The 20,265-nt window shown below is 38.0% G+C and carries 18 protein-coding genes; 15 read left to right on the top strand and 3 right to left on the bottom strand.

What is annotated here, in order from left to right; translation table 11 throughout:
* The first annotated feature begins 113 nt into the window (after positions 1-113).
* From L1283_RS15735 to L1283_RS15760, 6 genes are all read left to right on the top strand, one after another.
* On the top strand, positions 114-1,433 hold the full coding sequence (locus L1283_RS15735) for a D-alanyl-D-alanine carboxypeptidase (RefSeq protein ID WP_232475604.1): 1,320 nt from the start codon (positions 114-116) through the stop codon (positions 1,431-1,433).
* 10 nt (positions 1,434-1,443) lie between these two features.
* Complete coding sequence (locus tag L1283_RS15740; RefSeq protein WP_120333333.1) at positions 1,444-2,742, top strand: MFS transporter; 1,299 nt, start codon at positions 1,444-1,446, stop codon at positions 2,740-2,742.
* A 20-nt stretch (positions 2,743-2,762) separates the two neighbouring features.
* Positions 2,763-3,491, top strand: a complete 729-nt coding sequence (locus L1283_RS15745) for a (Fe-S)-binding protein (RefSeq protein ID WP_070566110.1) — start codon at positions 2,763-2,765, stop codon at positions 3,489-3,491.
* Positions 3,492-3,513: 22 nt separating this feature from the next.
* On the top strand, positions 3,514-4,404 hold the full coding sequence (locus L1283_RS15750; RefSeq protein WP_088162814.1) for a TIM barrel protein: 891 nt from the start codon (positions 3,514-3,516) through the stop codon (positions 4,402-4,404).
* Between the two features lie 278 nt (positions 4,405-4,682).
* Entirely contained in the window at positions 4,683-6,257 is a 1,575-nt protein-coding gene (locus L1283_RS15755; RefSeq protein ID WP_201667326.1) for a peptide MFS transporter, read from the top strand.
* Between the two features lie 83 nt (positions 6,258-6,340).
* Positions 6,341-7,930, top strand: coding sequence for a peptide MFS transporter (locus L1283_RS15760; protein WP_286850111.1), 1,590 nt, complete (start codon positions 6,341-6,343; stop codon positions 7,928-7,930).
* A gap of 94 nt (positions 7,931-8,024) precedes the next feature.
* Here L1283_RS15760 and L1283_RS15765 read toward each other — a convergent pair whose 3' ends face one another.
* Both L1283_RS15765 and L1283_RS15770 read right to left on the bottom strand, forming a co-directional pair.
* Positions 8,025-9,317, bottom strand: coding sequence for a hemolysin family protein (locus L1283_RS15765; protein WP_286850113.1), 1,293 nt, complete (start codon positions 9,315-9,317; stop codon positions 8,025-8,027).
* A 144-nt stretch (positions 9,318-9,461) separates the two neighbouring features.
* Positions 9,462-10,808 (bottom strand): Gfo/Idh/MocA family protein, encoded by a 1,347-nt coding sequence (locus L1283_RS15770; RefSeq protein ID WP_075994028.1) that lies wholly within the window; start codon positions 10,806-10,808, stop codon positions 9,462-9,464.
* 230 nt (positions 10,809-11,038) lie between these two features.
* Between L1283_RS15770 and L1283_RS15775 the strand changes: the two genes are divergently transcribed.
* The gene (locus tag L1283_RS15775; RefSeq protein ID WP_088162810.1) at positions 11,039-12,145 is read left to right on the top strand and encodes a phosphotransferase enzyme family protein; all 1,107 of its coding nucleotides are present in this window, start codon (positions 11,039-11,041) and stop codon (positions 12,143-12,145) included.
* A gap of 80 nt (positions 12,146-12,225) precedes the next feature.
* Complete coding sequence (locus tag L1283_RS15780) at positions 12,226-12,870, top strand: carbohydrate-binding family 9-like protein (RefSeq protein ID WP_145328726.1); 645 nt, start codon at positions 12,226-12,228, stop codon at positions 12,868-12,870.
* 23 nt (positions 12,871-12,893) lie between these two features.
* Here L1283_RS15780 and L1283_RS15785 read toward each other — a convergent pair whose 3' ends face one another.
* On the bottom strand, positions 12,894-13,232 hold the full coding sequence (locus L1283_RS15785) for a DUF2853 family protein (RefSeq protein WP_088162808.1): 339 nt from the start codon (positions 13,230-13,232) through the stop codon (positions 12,894-12,896).
* Positions 13,233-13,458: 226 nt separating this feature from the next.
* Here L1283_RS15785 and L1283_RS15790 point away from each other — a divergent pair, with 226 nt between their 5' ends.
* The 7 genes from L1283_RS15790 (at position 13,459) to L1283_RS15820 (ending at position 20,264) form a co-directional block, all read left to right on the top strand.
* On the top strand, positions 13,459-13,707 hold the full coding sequence (locus L1283_RS15790; protein ID WP_046671774.1) for a type B 50S ribosomal protein L31: 249 nt from the start codon (positions 13,459-13,461) through the stop codon (positions 13,705-13,707).
* A gap of 78 nt (positions 13,708-13,785) precedes the next feature.
* On the top strand, positions 13,786-14,952 hold the full coding sequence (locus L1283_RS15795; RefSeq protein WP_286851507.1) for a putative sugar nucleotidyl transferase: 1,167 nt from the start codon (positions 13,786-13,788) through the stop codon (positions 14,950-14,952).
* An 11-nt stretch (positions 14,953-14,963) separates the two neighbouring features.
* A complete protein-coding gene (tpiA, locus tag L1283_RS15800; RefSeq protein ID WP_088162806.1) occupies positions 14,964-15,731 on the top strand; it encodes a triose-phosphate isomerase in 768 nt (255 codons plus the stop codon).
* 9 nt (positions 15,732-15,740) lie between these two features.
* Positions 15,741-16,580 (top strand): 50S ribosomal protein L11 methyltransferase, encoded by an 840-nt coding sequence (gene prmA / locus L1283_RS15805; protein ID WP_088162805.1) that lies wholly within the window; start codon positions 15,741-15,743, stop codon positions 16,578-16,580.
* Between the two features lie 7 nt (positions 16,581-16,587).
* Positions 16,588-17,958 carry a Mur ligase domain-containing protein gene (locus tag L1283_RS15810; protein WP_088162804.1) on the top strand — a complete coding sequence of 457 codons (1,371 nt, stop codon included), beginning with the start codon at positions 16,588-16,590 and terminating at the stop codon, positions 17,956-17,958.
* Between the two features lie 66 nt (positions 17,959-18,024).
* Positions 18,025-18,354, top strand: coding sequence for a helix-turn-helix domain-containing protein (locus tag L1283_RS15815; RefSeq protein ID WP_046671770.1), 330 nt, complete (start codon positions 18,025-18,027; stop codon positions 18,352-18,354).
* A gap of 137 nt (positions 18,355-18,491) precedes the next feature.
* Positions 18,492-20,264, top strand: coding sequence for a peptide MFS transporter (locus L1283_RS15820; protein WP_088162803.1), 1,773 nt, complete (start codon positions 18,492-18,494; stop codon positions 20,262-20,264).
* Position 20,265 lies beyond the last annotated feature (1 nt).

Raw genomic sequence — 20,265 nt, forward strand, 5'->3', positions numbered from 1 at the left:
TTAAAAAGGAAAGGGAGAGACAATGTCTCTCCCTTTCCTTTTTATAGGATTTGTATCTGAATTTTGGCAATAGACGAAAGGGAGTTCTTGCAGTTTTTTGTATGTTTGAACTGATGGAAAAAATTTTAAGTGCATTGTTGCTGCTTTGGTTTGTGCCGGCGGCTACTTTTGTAGCGAAGGCTCAGAGCTTTGAGGATGTTTATCAGCTATTTCAAGAATCTAAAATATTAAATGATCATTTTGTTGGGTTTTCTTTGTATGACCTAAATGCCAATAAATATGTGATGGACATAAACGGCAATAAGCATTTTACACCGGCTTCCAATACAAAAATGTATACCACCTATGCTGCTCTAGCGCTATTGGGGGATTCAATACCTGGTTTGGAGTATGTGGAACGCGGAGACTCGCTGCTTATCTGGGGGACAGGTGATCCGACGTTTCTGCATAATCGGTTAGATACCCGGGTGGTGTATAACTTTTTGAAAAATACGAATAAACGCATTTTTGTTGTGCCAGGGACAATGAAGAATAAGTTCTTTGCACATGGTTGGGCTATGGAAGATTTTGAAGCTTACTATCAGCCTGAAATCAGTACATTTCCTATTTATGGTAATGTGGTCACCTTTCGACAAAAAGGTTATAATTATTTATCAACCTCTCCAGCGAGTTTTCAAAATTCACTGGATTTTTTGCCGGAACCTAAGGTAGGTGATTTTGAACTTTCCCGTTCATTTCGTGCAAATTCCTTTTGGATGTCCAAACGTCCCGTTCCGAGCGGTTATGTCAATGAAGTCCCATTTATCTATTCTGATAGCTTATTTATTAAATTATTGTCGGATAGTCTAGGTAAATCCGTGACCTTATTGTCTTATCAAAAACCAAGCAATACCAAGATACTCTATTCTGGCAGTACCAAAAATTTAATCCGTGAAATGATGTTGCCAAGTGATAATTTTATTGCTGAACAGTTTTTAATGATGTGTTCGTGGAAACAATTCGGCCAATTTGATACTTACTTGGTGCGGGATTGGATGAAGAATAACGTTTATAAATACTTTTCAGCTGAGGTTGCCATTTTTGATGGATCGGGCTTGTCGTCCTATAACAAGGTGACTCCGCAAAATAATGTCGATCTATTGGTCGTCTTGAAAAATAAGTTGCCGGATGAGAAGGAACGTTTTCGTCTTTTTCCGGCCGGAGGTGTAGATGGTACTCTGAAACGTACCTATAGCAAAGATCTCGGAGAACCGTTTGTTTTTGCTAAAACAGGAACGATTACATCTGTCTACAATCAAAGTGGTTATTTGATCACACGGACAGGAAGGCGCTTGGCATTTTCTTTTATGAACAATAATTATATAGATGATCGAGCAAGTGCAATTCGTAAAGAAATGGCTAAAATAATTACTTATATTCGTCAAACTTATTAAGCCAATTTAAATGGAAGCAATTGTAAAAAACAATAAAAAATTGATTCGTTCTTGGGCCATGTTCGATTGGGCCAATTCTGCTTACAACCTTGTTATTACTTCCACGATATTCCCTGTTTACTATACCGCAATTACTACAACAAAAGAGCATGGTGATGTTGTTAGTTTCTTTGGGATTGAAGTTGTCAATACCGCACTTTCCAATTTTTCTTTGGCCTTTGCCTATCTGTTGATGTCTTTTTCTTTGCCCTTTATTTCTTCGTACGCTGATGCAAAAGGAAAAAAGAAACAGATTATGAAATTCTTCACTTATGTTGGAGCAGTTGCATGTATGTGCTTATTTTTCTTCAAGCTTGAAACTTTGGAAATTGGTATCATCTGTTTTGTACTTGCAGCAATGGGGTATATTGGCGGTGTTTTGTTTAATAATTCCTATTTGCCGCTTTTGGCGACTGTCGATCAGCAAGATAAGGTGAGTGCGCAAGGTTTTGCTTATGGTTATATTGGCTGTGTCACTTTACAGATTCTTTGTTTTATAGTGGTGCTTAAACCTGAATGGTTTGGTATTACAGATGCTTCACTACCGGCCCGTATATCGTTTCTAATGGTCGGATTGTGGTGGCTTGGGTTTTCAATGATTCCTTTTAAATACCTGCCTAAAATCGATGCAACCGAGAATAACACAGGTAAGAGTTTTGTTCAGAATGTACGGGATGAATTCGGCCATGTTATCCAAAAGATCAAAGGTATTCCTGAAATAAAACAGTTTTTGCCGGCTTTTTTCTTTTATGCAATTGGTGTTCAGACTTTGATGATTGTCGCCTCTTCTTTTGGGGAGAAAATTTTGCATTTAGGCGCAGAAAGGTTGATAGCTACCATTCTTCTCATTCAACTTGTAGCTATCTTAGGTGCATTTTTAATGTCTTATTTATCTACGCTTTTTGGGAATATCAAGGTGTTGATCGTTGTGGTGATGATCTGGATCGGCATCTGTATTTCGGCCTTTTATTTATCTACCCCACTTCAGTTTTATATCATTGCTGCATTGGTCGGTTTAGTTATGGGCGGGATTCAGTCCTTATCGCGTTCGACCTATTCTAAATTAATTCCGACGGATATCAAAGATACGACTGCTTTTTTCTCTTTTTATGACGTCACAGAAAAAGTTGCCATTGTCATTGGATTATTCTCATTCGGGTTTATAGAACAGGTTACACATAATATTCGATATTCGGCATTGGTTCTTTCTTTATTTTTTGTAATTGGATTGTTACTTTTGATCCGGATATTAGTATCCAATAAATCTTAATTTTATTGATTGAATTGCATATGAAAGTAGAACTTTTTGTTCCTTGTTTTATAGATCAGCTTTACCCTGAGACCGCTTTTAATACGGTTCGTTTATTAGAAAAGGTCGGCTGCGAGGTTGTCTATAATCCTGAGCAGACATGCTGTGGCCAGCCTGCCTATAATGCTGGATTTTGGGATGATGCAAAACAGGTCGGACGGAAGTTTTTAGGTGATTTCTCGGGAGATCATGTGATTATTTCTCCTTCTGCGTCTTGTACTGGTATGGTACGACATGCTTATAATGATTTATTCGCAAATTCGGCAGATTCCCATCAATGCCATAAAATACAGCAACAGGTTATGGAAATCTCTGATTTTTTAGTAAACGTGCTAAAAAAAGAGTATTTTGGAGCTGAGCTTGAGGGTGTTGCGGTGTACCACGATTCTTGTTCGGCTTTGCGGGAGTGCAAGATAAAAGAGGAACCACGGAAATTATTGAGTAAGGTCTTAGGTTTGGAGATGGTGGAGGTGAAAGATAGCGAGACATGTTGTGGGTTTGGGGGTAGTTTTGCCGTTAAATTCGAAGGAATATCCGCGGCAATGGCTGAGCAAAAAGTGCGCAATGCACTTGATCTGAATGCGGATTATATTATTTCCACGGATTCATCTTGTTTGCTACAGCTTCAATCTTATATCGATAAACATAAATTACCCATTCAGACGATGCACCTCGTTGATGTGTTGACTACTGGCTGGGGAAATATTTAAATAACACATTAAATCTAAACACATGAATTCAAGAAGAGATTTTCTTAAAAACCTTGCACTAGCGTCTGCTGGTATAGCATTAGCTCCCTCTTTGGAGAGTTTTGCGGCAGCAAAGAAAGATTGGTTTGACATTTCCTTGGCTGAATGGTCATTGCATAAATCCTTGTTCAAGGGAGATTTGAACAATTTGGATTTTCCGGTATTAGCTGCCAAAAAATACGGTATCTATGGGGTGGAATATGTGAATCAGTTTTTTAAGGATAAGGCTAATGATAATAACTACCTTACTGAGCTAAATATGCGTGCAAAAGATAATGGTGTACGTAATGTACTCATTATGATTGATGGTGAGGGAAATCTCGGTGATGAAGATGAAACAAAGAGAAAACAAGCCGTGCAAAACCATTATAAGTGGATTTCTGCAGCTAATTTCTTAGGTTGTCATGCAATCCGTGTCAATGCGGCTGGAAAAGGGACTCCTGAGGAAGTTAGTAAACGTGTTGTCGAAAGTTTAACAGCGCTATCTGATATTGGTAAAAAAGCGGGGATTAGCATTATTGTAGAAAACCATGGTGGTATCTCTTCACATGGTGACTGGTTGGCTAATACATTAAAAGCAGTGGGTAGTAAATATTGTGGAAGTTTACCTGATCTTGGTAATTTCTATGAGTATGATCGTTATCAAGGTGTGACGGATCTAATGCCTTATGCACATGGTGTGAGTGCCAAAACACATGATTTTGATGCTAATGGAAATGAAACGCAAATTGACTATGAGCGTATGTTGAAGATTGTTAAAAAAGCAAAATTCAAAGGTTATGTGGGGATTGAATATGAGGGAAGTAAGTTGAGCGAAGAAGAGGGTATTTTTGCTACTAAAAAATTACTGGAACGTTTGCGCCCTTTGATCTAATATTTAACTAGTCGAGTTCTTTTCAGGAAATGGAAGGAACTCGACTAGTTAAATAGGTTTTAATTGAAGTATTGCTCGGATGCAACAACGAAAAAAACTGCAGTCCATTCGTTAGAAACCTATTAAAATCTTCACTATCTTGCTTGAGTATATGAAGACGGGTGAACAACCTCTTTCTTTGTGTAGAGGATCATCGGATTTTTCCGTTTACCGATGGTATATTTTATAAATGGAAATCGCACTACCTTATTTTGAAAAATAACGACTAAAAAAAAAACATGAATTTTGAAAAAAATGCTGTTCTTGAAACCCATTTGCAAAAAGTAGGGGCTGAACATGTATTGGTACAAGGGCATCCTGCCGGCTTGTTTGTATTATTCTTCACAGAGATGTGGGAGCGTTTTAGCTATTATGGTATGCGGGCGCTGTTGGTCAATTTTTTGGTTTCTACCATTGCCCAACAAGGATGGGGTTGGACCAACTCCGAGGCCATGAAGCTTTATGGTTTGTACACCGGGATGGTGTTTTTAACGCCACTGTTCGGTGGGATTATAGCCGATCGCCTAACAGGATATAAAAAATCCATTATGGTCGGAGCTATAATTATGACGCTGGGACATATCGCTATGGCTTTAGAGGGATTTAATAAAAGCTTCTTTTTGGCGGGTTTGGTGCTGATTGTTTTGGGAAATGGATTGTTCAAACCCAATATTTCTTCGATGGTAGGGAAATTATATCCGGATAAAGGAGGAAAAAAGGATGCTGGTTATACCATCTTTTATATGGGCATCAACGGGGGAGCGTTTTTAGGAATGATGCTATGCGGTTATATTGGTGAGAAGATCGGCTGGCATTATGGCTTTGGGCTTGCCGGAGTATTTATGTTTTTGGGAATGTTGCAGTTCTATTTTGCACAACCCATTTTCGGAAAAATTGGAAATACACCCGAGAAACAAGACGAGTTAACCGATATTGCGGCCGGTCAAGAAGAAAATCCAAAGCATATTGTTCGTGATCGTTTGCTGGTAATAGCCATTTTTATGTTGTCAAGTATTGTTTTCCATTTAGCTTTTGAGCAAGCAGGTGGTTCGATGACGATCTTTGCAAAAAATTATACACAACGGGTATTGAGTGGTGAAGTAGCGGTTTTATTTAAATGGCTGGATGCTGCATTGACGGTTTTGCCGATTGTGGTAATTACCGGAGTACTGTTTGTTTTAGCGAAGAAAATCATACGTAAATACCCTATGATCATACTTTTTTCGAGTATTTCTTTTGTGATCATTTGGTCTTTGTGTCTTTGGAAAGTTTATCGGGAATATTATGGTATGAATTCCGAAGTAACTGTATCCTGGTTTCCGATGTTAAATTCTTTCTTTATCATTACGCTGGCCACATCATTCAGTAAGATATGGGAGAAAGTATGGAATCCTTCTGGTCCGATTAAGTTTGCCATGGGACTGACATTAGTTGGAGTTGGTTTTGCAGCTTTATCTATTGGAAGCTCTGAGATTCCTACCGGTGCAAAGACGGCCTCTGTTAGTATGATCTGGTTGGTGTTGGCGTACTTTTTTCATACAGTGGGCGAATTATGTATTGGTCCGGTCGGACTTTCTTATGTCAGTAAACTATCGCCCAAAAAATTCCTGGGCTTATTGTTTGGTTTTTGGTTTTGTGCCAATGCCATAGCTAATTTTATAGGGGGCTTTATTGGGTCATATATTGATAAGATTACAGAATCTCATTCCATGTCATATTTCTTTGCTGTATTTACAGTAATTCCTATGGTGGCTGCTGTATTTCTTATTCTGGGCAACAAAAAAATAAAAAAGATGATGCATGGAATTGATTAATTCATAGAAAAATAATGTATCTTCAAGCGATTTTTATCAAAATAAAAACAAAACCTGAGTTATAAAACAATTATTGAAATTATATGAATCAAGAAAAAGATCAAGTTCTTGTAGCACATCTTGCTAAGCAGGGGATCGATGACAAGATGGTAAATGGGCATCCTGCCGGATTATTTGTGCTATTCTTTACAGAGATGTGGGAGCGGTTTAGTTACTACGGTATGCGGGCATTGTTGACCTTATTTTTAATAAGTTCCCTTGCTGATGGGGGATGGGAATGGAGTAACGAACGTGCCATGAAACTTTACGGTTTGTATACTGGTTTTGTCTATTTAACACCATTGATCGGTGGAATGATTGCGGATAAGCTAACCGGTTTTAAGAAGGCGATTTTGATAGGCGCTTTGGTAATGACATTGGGGCACCTGTCTATGGCATTTGAGGGCGTGAATTCCAATTTCTTTTATCTGGGTCTTGTGTTAATGATTTTGGGTAACGGGATGTTTAAGCCTAATATTTCTTCTATGGTGGGAAATCTTTATCCGGATCAAAGTCCTAAAAAAGATGCAGGGTATACCATATTCTACATGGGCATCAATGCCGGGTCATTTTTGGGAATGCTTCTATGTGGGTATATCGGCGAAAAAATTGGTTGGCATTATGGTTTCGGGCTTGCCGGAGTATTTATGTTCTTTGGTATGTTGCAATTCTATTTTGGACAAAAGATATTTGGAATTATCGGAGATTCACCCAAAGCACTTCAGGCTTACCATGAGAAAAAGATCAAAAATCACGAAGAGAAGGAAGAGGTCATTCCTGCACATGTTGTCCGTGATAGGTTAATCGTTGTCACCATATTTATGTTGGCTAGTGTGGTTTTCTTTCTGTCTTTTGAACAGGCGGGCGGATCCATGTCTATCTTTGCAAAGGATTATACACAAAGGGTCCTGTCTGGAAGTTCAGCAGTGACATTTAAATGGATTGATACTATTTTGACTATTGTGCCTATCGTTATTGTGACGATCGTTTTAACAGCATTGGCTAGAAAAATATATAAACAGTATCCATTGACTATTTTATTTACCGCTGTCTCATTTGGTATCATTTGGTGCTTGGGCTTATGGAAAGTATTTCGAGAAATTGGAATAACCGGATCGGAAGTTGGAGCCTCATGGTTTCAAATATTGAATGCATTTTTTATTATTTCACTTGCATCGTCATTTAGCAAATTCTGGGAGAAGGTCTGGAATCCTTCGGGACCAGTTAAGTTTGCGCTAGGTTTAATATTGGTGGGAATTGGATTTGCAGCATTAGCTTATGGAGCGAGCGAGATTCCTCAAGGAGCAAAGACAGCGTCTGTGAGTATGATTTGGTTGGTGATCGCCTATTTCTTTCATTCAGCAGGGGAGCTTTGTCTTTCACCTGTTGGCTTGTCTTATGTTAGTAAGCTTTCCCCAAAGAAATTTTTAGGACTTCTTTTCGGTTGCTGGTTCTGTGCTTCGGCAATTGCCAATTTTATCGGTGGATTTTTAGGCTCATACATTGATCGCATTACAGAAGAACATTCGATGTCCTATTTCTTTATGATATTTGCAATAGTTCCTGGGGTTACGGCATTGCTATTAATTGTCTTCAATCCAATATTGAAAAAAATGATGCATGGGATCAACTAATCAGGATCGATAGCATCATAAAAAAAGGGCTAATCAATACACTGATTGGCCCTTTTTTATCTCTTTTTACTTTTCTGTTGATGCTTATTTATGTTTATTCTTCCACTTTTAAAAGCAGTTTATCGATGCGGTGTCCATCCATATCAAGCACTTCGAAAATTAGATTTTTAAATCGGACACGTTCGCCTTCTTCGGGTACGTGATCTAATCTTAGAAACACGAGGCCTCCTACAGTGGTTACGTTACTAATCTCATCTTCGTCTTCTTCGGAAAGACCGATTTCAAATTCATCCAAAAGATCCTCAATCTGATATTGTCCGTCGACAACATAATCGCCGTTTTCCAATTGACGTATTGTCGGACGGGCACTTAGGTCGCTTTCTGTGATGTTGCCAACCAAATCGCCAACGATATCCCGTAAGGTAATAATTCCCTGTGGTGACCCATACTCATCAATGACAACCGCTTGATGGATACTGGAGGTACGCAAGGTATTCATAATGCTATACGATGAACTGAATTCGTTAACAAACTTGATCGGTAACATAAGTGTTCTGAGATCAAATGCTTCGTTCTGGAGGCATTGACGGAGTAATGATTTTACATGAACAACACCTTTGATATTGTCGAGACCACCTTCACAAACTGGGTAGATGGAATGATCGTTGTCCAAAATGATCTTTCTGTTTTCTTCAAAGGAATCTTCCAGATCCAAAAAAACAATGTTTTTGCGGTGAGTCATTAGGTTGACCGCTTTTTTGTCCCCTAAACTCAACAAACGGTCGACGATATCGTGCTCAATACCTTCGATGACGCCACTGTCAACACCTTCGTCTACTAATGCCTTAATTTCTTCTTCTGTGACACTATTGCCGCTGCTCTTGATATTGAGTATTTTGACAATAAACTCCGTCGACATACTGAGTAGCCATACAAATGGCCGAACGATTTTGCTAAGCAGGTTCATCGGGTAAGCAATCAGCATGGCGTACTTCTCCGGAATAGCCATACCGATACGTTTGGGGACCAGTTCACCAAGCACCAACGAAAAGTAGGTGATGATAAAGACGACAATGATGACGGCGAGCTGTTCGCTATAGGGGGCTATGATACTAGATTTATTAAAGATCTCTACCAGGTAAGATGAAATACTGCCGCCAGAAAAGAATCCGGTTAAGATGCCAATAAGGGTAATGCCTATTTGTACAGTGGATAGAAAGCTGTTGGGCGATTCTTTTAGGTTTAGCGCTATTTTTGCAGCGGCATTGTTTTTATCGCTTTCAGCCTGTAGCCTTGCCTTTCTGCTGGACACGATGGATATTTCTGATGCCGACAGTATTCCGTTTAGAATAATCAGGACTAAAATAATAATTGCTTCGGTAAGCATAATGAGTTGAAAAAGTTGTTTGCTAGGCTAATTTACGGAAAAGACCGGCCAAATAGTAGGATTATTATGATTATGTCAGGCATTCATAAAAAAAGCCGTATATCTTTCAATACGGCTTTTATGATAATAAGCGTGTTTTTTCAATTACATTCCACTGTCATCTAACATAAAGGTATTTTTCTTGGTTTTCCATTTTCCTTTTGTGAAATCAGGGAATTCCAACGTTTTATTTCCTTTTGCAATAGACTCGGTAGATAATGGGAATACAGCGCTCATGGTTACTGAATCATACACGTCAATTGGAGTCTGTACTTTTTGTTTTACAGCTTGAATGAACGCATTGAATACAAACCAGTCCATGCCACCATGGCCAGAACCGTTTGCTACCTCCTCATATTTTTGCCAAATTGGGTGATCGTATTTCTTTACCCATTCGTCTGCAGAATCCCAAGTGTGTGGTTTGGATTTACCCTCGATGTGAATACCTTTGGCAACATCCATCCAAATACCGTCTGTTCCCTGTACGCGGAAACCGATAGAGTAAGGTCTTGGTAAGTGTGTATCATGCGTTAATAACATGGTTTCTCCATTCGCACATTGTAACATCGTTTGAGTGATATCACCATTTTTGTAATTGATCTTACCGTTAGGATGTCCCGGGGAAACTTTATTGACATAGGCTGCCAATCCACGGGCTTTACTTGAGTACGAAGTGATATGAGTGAATCTGTTCCCCTTGTTGATATCTGCAAATTGCATAATTGGACCTAAACCGTGTGTAGGGTATAGATCACCATCTTGGTCGATATTGAACTGTGTACGCCATTGTGCCTCAGAAATTGCTTTCGGACCATATTCAACGCCATGGCCATAATAGGCTTTTCCGTCATTGAATAATACCTCGCGTAAATCGTGTTGATAACCGCCTTCCAGGTGCAACAATTCACCAAATAGTCCTTGTCTGTGCATATTCAATACAGCAAGTACATCACGACGGAATGCAACATTTTCTAGGGTCATGTAAGGTTTTCCAGTTTCTTCGGATGCTTTCACAATATCCCAGTGATCTTGTAGCGTTAAACCTGCAATAACCTCGCAACCCACGTATAGACCAGCTTTCATTGCGTCAATAGCTTGGTTTTTGTGGAATTGCCAAGGCGTTGCAATAATGACAGCATCTAATTTTTCATTGCTTAACATCTTTTTGTAAGCATCAACTCCACCAGTATACTCTTTTGGAAGTTTGGTGCCTTTTGCATTGAATTGTTTACGGCATTGTGCTAGAGATTCTTCCTGGGTGTCACAGACAGCCACAATTTCTAGATCATCTCTGTTTAGGGCAATTTGAACGTGATTACGTCCTCTAAGGCCTACGCCAATAAAACCGATTTTTATTTTCCCATTTGTTTGAGCAAATAATTCTGTACTTGAAAGGACACCGATTCCAGCTGTAGTGATGGCAGTCGATTTTATGAAATTTCTTCTATCCATTGTTTTGAGATATAAGGAGTTTGTATATTAGTTATTTACTTGTTTGAAAACAGTCCTTAAGACTGGCTACTATTAACAAATATATTATTTCATTTGGGATAAATGAAAGTGCAAACGTTTGCTTAATTTTATTAAATTTCATGCAAACGTTTGATTGAAATAAAAATTATCATTTATTAATTCAATTTGTGATATTGCAAGCACATTGATGATTTAAAAAACATAGTTTAATGTCTGATTTTAACCAATTAGTAGTAGAGAGCGCAGCAAAACAATTCACATTAGAAGGAGATATCATTTCAGTGCAACCGTTTGGTTCTGGTCATATCAATGATACTTATCGTGTAGTTACTACTGTAGATAGCGGTATATCGCATTTATTACAACGTATTAACCACCATGTTTTTCCGAACGTGGATGGATTAATGCATAATATTGAGATTGTCACCAAGCATCTTAGTAAGAAAGTTAAAGTCGCTGAAGGAAAAAGAATCAGCGATCATGTATTGACAATTGTTCCTACAAAAGATGGGAAATTATATATAAAAGATAGTCAGGATAATTATTGGCGCATGTTTATCCTCATAGAGGATACTAAAAGCTATGATATTGTAGAGACTGAGGTACAGGCAGCTGAGGGTGGTCGCGCTTTTGGTTTGTTTCAAAAGCAGCTCTCGGATTTAGATGCTTCATCGATCGTTGAGGTACTTCCTAACTTTCATAATATAGAGTTTAGACTCGAAAATCTTCGAAAAGCAATCGCTAAAGATGTCTGTCAACGCGTAGCGTCGGTGAAAGACAAATTGGATTTTATCTTTAGTCGTGAAGATCGAATGAAAACCATTCTTGAACTTGGTAGTAAGGGTGAGCTTCCGCTGCGTATTACACATAATGATACAAAGTTTAATAATGTGCTCTTAGATCGCCACGATAAGATGCAATGTGTCATCGATTTAGATACTGTCATGCCGGGTTATGTGGCATATGATTTTGGGGATGCTATTCGGACGATTATTAACCCCGTTGCCGAGGATGAGAAGGATGTTTCGAAAATTCTGCTAAATCTTGCTTTATATAAGGCATATGCCGAAGGTTATTTGGAGGAAGCTAATGACTTCTTGACAACTTTGGAGAAAGAAACATTAGTAGATGGAGCCTTCTTATTGCCATATATGCAAGGAGTACGTTTCTTAACGGACTATTTGGAAGGAGATCATTACTACAAGACTAAATATGAGGACCATAATCTGGTGCGTACAAATACGCAACTGAAATTGGTTGAAGAGATGGAAAAGAATGAAGCATTTATGCGGAAGGTAGTTTTTGATTGCATTTAACAATTTTATACCTTTAATCATATTGAGAAGCTTCCATCGCGTAGATGAAGCTTCTTTTTTCTGTAAAAAAAAATATTCGAATGAAAAAACTAACCATTTTGCCTATCGCAGCGGAGCTGGCCAATACACTAGATTATCATACTTTGTCGAAGCTCTTGAGCAATCTTGAATCGCATTCTTTGGAGTTTAATAATTGGAGCGAATCTTTCCCGTATAAACCTGAGGTACAATTTAAGATTGGCTACACCCGGGAGTATCTAGTGTTGCAGTACGATGTCGTCGAAGAACAACTTCGGGGTAATTATTCCGATACAAATCAAAATGTATGGGAAGATAGTTGTGTGGAGTTCTTTATTTCATTTGATGGACGCAAACATTATTATAACCTTGAATTTAATCTAATTGGAACGGGCTTGATCGGTTATGGCCCTGCCGAAAAGGCGAGTCGAAATCGGTTGGATAGTACAACGATAGAACAGGTGCGTACTTACTCTTTAATTGAGCGTAATGGTTCAGATAAGAGATGGAGTATGATTGAGGTAATTCCATTTGCTGTATTTCAGTTTGACGATCTTGTAGAGCTGAAGGGTAAACTGATACATGGGAATTTTTATAAATGTGGTGATCATCTCAAACAACCACATTTTATATCTTGGAATAAAATAGAAAACCCAACTCCTAACTTCCATCTCCCCGAGTTTTTTGGAGAAATGGTCTTTGGTTAGGAGTTGAGTAAAAAAGTTGATGCTTATTGGTAAACAGATTCTTTTTTGAATTTCTTTGCCAATAAAGCATATACTAATACACGGTATTTATTTTTATTGGATTTGCCAATAGCGGTAATCACTTCCTCTAGTGCCTTGTCTAAATCGGGCCCATCTTTTAGGCCTAATTTTTTGATCAAAAAATTTTGTTTGACACGGTTCAGTTCTTCGGGATCTGATGCAGCGACGGTTTCGGAGTCTGCATTGTAAATGGAAGGTCCTATTCCTTTTGTTACTTTTGCAATAAATGCTTCATCTAATGATAAGCCTAGCTTTTTTGATTCTGCAACATATGCAGCAATTTTTTCATCTAATTTGCTCATAATTATGTAAGTGATTTAATTGTAGTTAGTTAAGTTAGGTAAAAAAGTCGATAAACAAAATTATTCTTTGGGTTAGGATAAAGATTGTTACATTTGTACCCTTGATAAGTGCTGTTAACTAAAATGTGGAAAATTTCAACTAATTATTCTTCGTAATTGTTGTAAGTTACATTTTTATAAGTTATCTTTGCACCTCAATAATTGAATATACGTAATCATAATAATAATGAAAAAAGATTTGCATCCTTCAAATTACAGATTAGTTGTATTTAAAGATATGTCAAATGACTATGCTTTTATTACAAAATCTTGTGTTGATACTAAAGAAACTATCACATGGGAAGATGGTAATGAGTATCCAGTTGTAAAACTAGAGATCTCTCATACATCACACCCTTTCTATACAGGTAAAATGAAATTGGTTGATACTGCTGGTCGTATCGACAAATTCCGTAACCGTTACAACAAAAAATAATTGTAGCAGATCTGTATATTACAATATTAAGAACTCGATAAATATAATTTGTCGAGTTTTTTTTGTTATTTTTAATTTGTGAAAATCTTCTTTACAGATTGCTTTGATTCGATCCAATTGTTGGATAAGCTTAGCTCCCCATTAACTACTTTTGATAGAAAGAGTCTTTATCCATTTACTTTCGTGAAATCTTGCTTGGACCTTCGGGTTGGTATACTGACTTTACGGGAGAAATGGCTAAAATTAGCTTTAGCATTTGATGTACACTATATTGCCGCTCATTCGAACGAGGAGGGGATTATTTGGTTGTCTGAGAACGTTATCCCGTCAGTAGTATTATTGCAGGCTATACAGCGCTTGGGTGTAGGAGAGGTTCTTGTACAGCGCGGATACGTTATCGCTTGTTGTTATGCGCGTATGGGCTCTTATCGTGTACAAGAGATTGATACGTCAGTGGATCTACTAAAGGGGGTAGAAGATCTGTTTTTGCTTACAGGAGCTGAAATAACACGTGATTTCAATCTTCTGGTACAAGATGTTCAGTCGTCCAGTATATCTGTGACGAATCAATTGTTAGGAAATGACCTTTATGTAGGCGCTCGTGTTAGCGTGGAATGTGCTACGATCAATACTCTACAAGGCCCCATATATATCGATGAAGATGTTACAATTATGGAGGGAGCGCATTTGCGTGGTCCATTATACCTTGGTAAGGGTGCCGTTGTGAAAATGGGCGCCACGATTTATGGCAATGTTTCGATAGGCAAGCAGAGTGTCATTGGGGGAGAGATCGGAAATTCGGTCATTGGTGATTTTTCGGCCAAGGGGCATCATGGTTATCTAGGGTGTTCAGTGATAGGGGATTGGTGTAACTTAGGGGCTGGTACCTCTAACTCCAATTTGAAGAATAACTTAAAGACCGTTTCAATTTACGATTATGCATTGGATGGTGTTCGGGATACAGGTCTGTTAAAATGCGGGGCCTTTATTGGAGACTATACACGCCTTGGTATCAATTCGGCTTTAAATACAGGGACGGTAATTGGAATTGCAAGCATGCTAGCAGATACAAGTTTTTATGCTAAATTTGTACCGTCATTTGCTTGGGTGTTCGACGGAGGTGTGCAAACTTATGAATTTGATAAGTTTATGGCATATTTGGAGACGCTGTATGCGTCAAAAGGGGAAGAGCTCACGGAGCAGATTAAAGATAAATTGAATCAACTTAACAAAAAATATAATTAAATCGTAAAATCATGCGTAAAAAAATCGTAGCTGGTAATTGGAAAATGAATTTAGACTATCAATCAGGATTGAGCTTGTTTTCTGAAATTATCAATATGGCCAAAGATGAAGTGATTGGAAACCAAGAATTGGTTGTTTGTAGCCCATTTATTCATTTGTCAAGCCTTGGGCAATTGTCGAAAAATGTTGCAAATGTAAATATCGGTGCACAGAATATTCACCAAGCTGAGTCCGGAGCCTATACAGGTGAGATTTCGGCTTCACAAGTGAAATCAGTAGGTGCTTCACATGTTATTTTGGGGCACTCTGAAAGACGTGCTTATTTTGGTGAGACTGATGCATTGTTGGCATCTAAAGTGGATATTGCATTAAAACATGATTTAACACCAATATTCTGTATTGGAGAAACAAGAGAAGAACGCGAATCTGGGGCTTTCTTTGATGTGATCAAAACACAATTGACAGATGGATTGTTCCACTTGTCTAAAGAAGCTTTTGCATCTGTAGTATTGGCATATGAACCAGTTTGGGCAATTGGTACTGGCTTGACAGCTAGCCCAGAGCAAGCACAGGAGGTTCATAAATTTATCCGCGAGGTGCTAGCTGATCAATATGGTCACGAGATTGCTGATAATACAAGTATTCTATATGGAGGGTCTTGTAATCCAGGTAATGCAAAAGATTTGTTTGCTCAAGCCGACATTGATGGTGGTTTGATAGGAGGGGCTTCTTTAAAATCGAGAGATTTTATTGATATCGCTAAAGTATTTAACGGCTAATTTTTAGAAATGAAATACGTAGAGGTTATCTTTCAAATGCGATCAGGTGAAGAATGGCAGAAGGATTTGTTGATATCTGATTTGGCTGATATTGGCTTTGATACTTTTGAGGATACCGAATCTGGATTTGCAGCTTATATTTCAGCTGCAAATCTTGACTTGCAAGCATTAGAAACTTTGATGCTTCAACCTTATGAAGGCCTAGAGGTCGATTATAAGATACAGGAAATAGAAAACCAGAATTGGAATAAATTGTGGGAAAGTAATTTCAACCCAATTGAGGTGGGGGGGCAATGCTATGTGCGTGCAACTTTTCATGAGGCAAAACCTGAGTTTCCCTATGAAATCATTATAGATCCGAAGATGTCTTTTGGCACTGGCCATCATCAAACAACTTCGATGATGCTTCAGTATATCTTGGAGAATGATTTTAATGGCAAGCAGGTTTTAGACATGGGCTGCGGTACAGGGATTCTAGCCATTTTGGCATCAAAAAAACGTGCGAATACTGTGTTGGCTGTGGATTATGATGAAATATGTGTCGAAAGTGTGATCGAAAATAGAGTGCTCAATCATGTTGAGCATATTGAGACGCTCTGTGGATCTTATGAAGTGTTAACAGGTCGGGGCTTTGATGTGATTTTGGCAAATATTAATCGTAACATTCTTTTAGAACAATTACCTCAGTATGCATCGAGCATTCGTACAGGGGGTGAGCTGTACCTAAGTGGTTTCTATGAGCAGGAAGATTTAGCAATCTTAAGCGATGCGGCGACGTCATTAGGTTTTGAGTTTATCTCCAATAAAGTTTTAAATAATTGGTGTGCAGCCAAGTTTGTGAAGCGATAATTTAGCTATGCGGATTCATTTTATAGCAATAGGTGGTAGTGTGATGCATAACCTTGCTATTTCATTGGCAAAACAAGGGCATCAAGTGACAGGTTCTGACGATCAGATCGTAGAACCTTCCCGTTCTCATTTGATTGAAGCAGGCTTGCTTCCTAATCAATTGGGCTGGTTTGAGGAAAAAGTTACGGAGGATATTGATGCTGTGATCTTGGGTGCTCATGCCCAGGTAGATAATCCTGAATTAAGGCGGGCGCAGGAATTAGGTCTTAAAATTTATTCTTTTCCAGAATTTATACAAGAGCTTTCGCAGGATAAAATCCGGGTGGTTATTGCTGGAAGTTACGGTAAGACGACCATAACGAGCATGGTGATGCATGTTATGCGATTTCTAGGAAAAGAATTTGACTATTTGGTAGGGGCTCAATTAAGAGGCTTTGATAAGTTGGTCGATATTACTAAGCATAATAAGATTATTATTATCGAAGGAGATGAATATGTTTCATCCAAGATTGATCCGAAGTCTAAGTTTTTGTATTATAAACCGAATATAGCCTTAATTTCGGGTATTGTATGGAATGAGTTTAACTCGAAAATATCACAAGAGGAATATATTAAACAATTTGAAGATTTTATTGACTCAATTCCGCCAAAAGGTACCTTAATTTATAATAAGGAAGATGTTGTGTTACAGAAGGTTCTCCAAGATACGAAAGATTGTAAGATCAATAGACATGGCTATAAGATTCCTGATTATACAATTAATAAGGGGGTAACCTATATCAATACACCGGATGGAGATGTTCCTTTGCAAGTGTTTGGTAAGCACAACCTATCTAATATTGCTGGAGCCTATACGATCTGCGAATGGTTGGGGATCAAAAAGAAAGAGTTCTTTGAGGCTATAAAAAGTTTTAATACTTCGATTCGTTATTTGGAGTTTGTTGCAAGCTCGGAAGGATCGGTAGTTTATCAGGATTATGCTTGTAATGCGGATAAAGTGAAGTCAAGTATTCACGCCGTGAAAGAGCAATTTCCTAATCAGAAATTGGTCACAATTATCGAATTAAACTCGTATGATAGTTTAGATTCTTCCTTTTTGTTACAATATGCAAACTCGATGAAAGAGTCGGATGTATCTGTGGTCTACGTGAATATAAATTCTTGTAAAGAACTTAATAAAGATATCGAAAGTGTCCCAAATAATATTAAGGATAATTTTAATAATCCTGATTTAGAGGTTGTTGTAAGTTTAGACGGACTCTATTCATTTTTAGATGGTGTCAAATCAAAGGGCTACAATTTACTTCTTATGAGTTTAAATAATTATAATGGGGTTAATTTGTCCGTGCTGGCTGATCGGTTTTTTAGAGATTTTTAGAGAAAAAATTATAATTTAATGTAAATTAAATTGTAATTTATTATTTTTGTTTAAAATATCTACCAGATGAATGCATTAGGAAAAAAAATCAGATTACTTAGACACCAAAAGGGGTGGAGTCAAGAGGATGTTGCAAAACGATTGGATATCTCAATCCCAGCATTTTCTAAAATTGAAACAGGGATTACAGATGTGAATTTGTCTCGCCTGAATCAAATCTCAAAATTATTCAATTTGACAGTTGTTCAACTTTTATCTACTTCTGATTCTGAAGAAGACAAAGAGTATGTAAATGAGGTGAATGCTTTGACGCAAAAATTACAACAACGCGATAGCGAAGTAATTGAATTGCAGAAAAAGGTTATTGATCTTTATGAGCAATTGCACAAAAGATAAGGCATATTAAAATTGTTACCGAAAAGGCAATCCAAAGGGTTGCCTTTTTTTGTTTATGCAACTTTATTTTGGTCAAAAGTGATTTTGTTTTTGTTTCTTTGTAAGTATTTTATCAAAAAAATAAAGGTTGATTATTTATGGGGAGATTAAACGGGGATATTACGACTAGCCCGTCGACTGATTTTTTTAAGTCAAATGTATTGGGACAGCGTTCAGGGCTCTTTGTCCTTTTCTTTACTGAAATGTGGGAACGTTTTTCGTTCTACGGGATGCGTGTACTCTTAATGCAGTTTTTAACTGCTGCAGTTATTCAAGGTAGTCCTTTCTCGGGATGGTCCTGGACTGCACAACAAGCTGGAGCACTTTATGGTACCTATGCCATGATGCTCTATTTAACTCCTATTATAGGAGGGATTATAGCGGATAAATATATTGGATCACGTAAAGCTGTGATCATCGGTTCGGCGATTATGACGCTTGGCCATGCTGCCATGGCCTTTGATACTTCGATTATGTTTTTCCTTGGTTTAGTGTGTCTAGTTATCGGAACGGGTTTCTTCAAGCCTAACATGCCATCTATCTTAGGTGAGATGTATAAAGATCTGCCAGAAAAAAAGGACGGCGCTTATACCATATTTTATATGGGGGTCAATGCCGGCGCTTTCTTTGGTATGATGCTATGTGGATATATTGCCGAAACTTATGGCTGGCATTGGGGATTCGGTTTGGCTGGTATCTTTATGCTTTTGGGAACACTGCAGTTTGTTTTTGCAAAACCACTCATGGGAAATCTTGGTGTTTTAAATAAGTCCACCTCTGGGGAGCATAAAGTTATCGCTGAGGATACGGATACAAGGAATCCATTTACCATACGGGATTATGTATTGATCGCGATAGTTTCTATTATTGGTTTTGTATACGCTTTTAATGACCCTTTATCGAAGAATGGTATTGTTGATGTATTTTCTCGTTTGGATACGCCATTTCTAAGAGGGCAGTATATAATGGTCATTGTGGCGTTGATTCTTTTCATATATCTTATTGTTACACGGATTATGCGTTATGATAAGGTTGTAAGGGATCGGATGTTCGCAGTTGTGCTGTTGGCTTTTTTCTTGGTCTTCTTTTTTATGAGCTTTGAGCAGGGGGCAACTTCATTAGTTCTTGTGGCTAGAGATAATATTGACAGATCACTTACTGGTGCTGCATTAACAACCTTTAATGTGGTAAATGGTTTATTGACGATTGTACCGCTTTCGATTATTTCTTGGGTTCTGATTAAATTGGCAAAAGTAACCTGGAACAAAATTGCCATTTCAAATATCGTATTATTTATCTGTTTTGGGTTGATTTGGGGAGCAGTAATCTGGATGTTGTACAATGAGTTCAATAAAGAAGCATCAGAAATCAAAGTTTCTTGGTTCTCTATCTTAAACTCATTTTTTATTATTGCACTTGCCTCTTCGGTATCCAAAATTTGGGAGTCGAAGTATAATCCATCAGCAGCCTTTAAATATGGCTTTGGTCTGATTTTGGTTGCGATAGGATTTTTCATTATTGGATTAGGATCAATAGGAATAAGCCAGGGTGCTAAAATCTCGATGGTATTTTTGGTGCTGACCTATTTGTTCCATACATTGGGTGAATTATTTATTTCACCTGTAGGCCTCTCTTATGTATCGAAATTGGTGCCGGCTCGCATGCTCGCATTTATGTTTGGAATCTGGTATTTGGCGATTGCTATTGCACAGAAGGTTGCAGCGGTATTGGGGGGACAAGTGGAGACCATTCAAGAGGAACACTCCTTGAGTTACTTCTTCTTCTTATTTACAGCAATTCCTGCCTTAGCAGGCCTGTTAGTAATGCTGTTTAATCCATTGATTAAACGATTGATGCACGGAATTAAATAAC

This window comes from Sphingobacterium sp. HSC-15S19 (assembly GCF_050433745.1).
GTDB lineage: Bacteria > Bacteroidota > Bacteroidia > Sphingobacteriales > Sphingobacteriaceae > Sphingobacterium > Sphingobacterium siyangense.

Excerpts from the sequence above, each read along its gene's own strand:
- L1283_RS15735 (WP_232475604.1), top strand. The coding sequence starts at position 114 with ATGGAAAAAATTTTAAGTGCATTGTTGCTGCTTTGGTTTGTGCCGGCG.
- L1283_RS15740 (WP_120333333.1), top strand. The coding sequence starts at position 1,444 with ATGGAAGCAATTGTAAAAAACAATAAAAAATTGATTCGTTCTTGGGCC.
- L1283_RS15745 (WP_070566110.1), top strand. The coding sequence starts at position 2,763 with ATGAAAGTAGAACTTTTTGTTCCTTGTTTTATAGATCAGCTTTACCCT.
- L1283_RS15750 (WP_088162814.1), top strand. The coding sequence starts at position 3,514 with ATGAATTCAAGAAGAGATTTTCTTAAAAACCTTGCACTAGCGTCTGCT.
- L1283_RS15755 (WP_201667326.1), top strand. The coding sequence starts at position 4,683 with ATGAATTTTGAAAAAAATGCTGTTCTTGAAACCCATTTGCAAAAAGTA.
- L1283_RS15760 (WP_286850111.1), top strand. The coding sequence starts at position 6,341 with ATGAATCAAGAAAAAGATCAAGTTCTTGTAGCACATCTTGCTAAGCAG.
- L1283_RS15765 (WP_286850113.1), bottom strand. The coding sequence starts at position 9,317 with ATGCTTACCGAAGCAATTATTATTTTAGTCCTGATTATTCTAAACGGA.
- L1283_RS15770 (WP_075994028.1), bottom strand. The coding sequence starts at position 10,808 with ATGGATAGAAGAAATTTCATAAAATCGACTGCCATCACTACAGCTGGA.
- L1283_RS15775 (WP_088162810.1), top strand. The coding sequence starts at position 11,039 with ATGTCTGATTTTAACCAATTAGTAGTAGAGAGCGCAGCAAAACAATTC.
- L1283_RS15780 (WP_145328726.1), top strand. The coding sequence starts at position 12,226 with ATGAAAAAACTAACCATTTTGCCTATCGCAGCGGAGCTGGCCAATACA.
- L1283_RS15785 (WP_088162808.1), bottom strand. The coding sequence starts at position 13,232 with ATGAGCAAATTAGATGAAAAAATTGCTGCATATGTTGCAGAATCAAAA.
- L1283_RS15790 (WP_046671774.1), top strand. The coding sequence starts at position 13,459 with ATGAAAAAAGATTTGCATCCTTCAAATTACAGATTAGTTGTATTTAAA.
- tpiA (WP_088162806.1), top strand. The coding sequence starts at position 14,964 with ATGCGTAAAAAAATCGTAGCTGGTAATTGGAAAATGAATTTAGACTAT.
- prmA (WP_088162805.1), top strand. The coding sequence starts at position 15,741 with ATGAAATACGTAGAGGTTATCTTTCAAATGCGATCAGGTGAAGAATGG.
- L1283_RS15810 (WP_088162804.1), top strand. The coding sequence starts at position 16,588 with ATGCGGATTCATTTTATAGCAATAGGTGGTAGTGTGATGCATAACCTT.
- L1283_RS15815 (WP_046671770.1), top strand. The coding sequence starts at position 18,025 with ATGAATGCATTAGGAAAAAAAATCAGATTACTTAGACACCAAAAGGGG.
- L1283_RS15820 (WP_088162803.1), top strand. The coding sequence starts at position 18,492 with ATGGGGAGATTAAACGGGGATATTACGACTAGCCCGTCGACTGATTTT.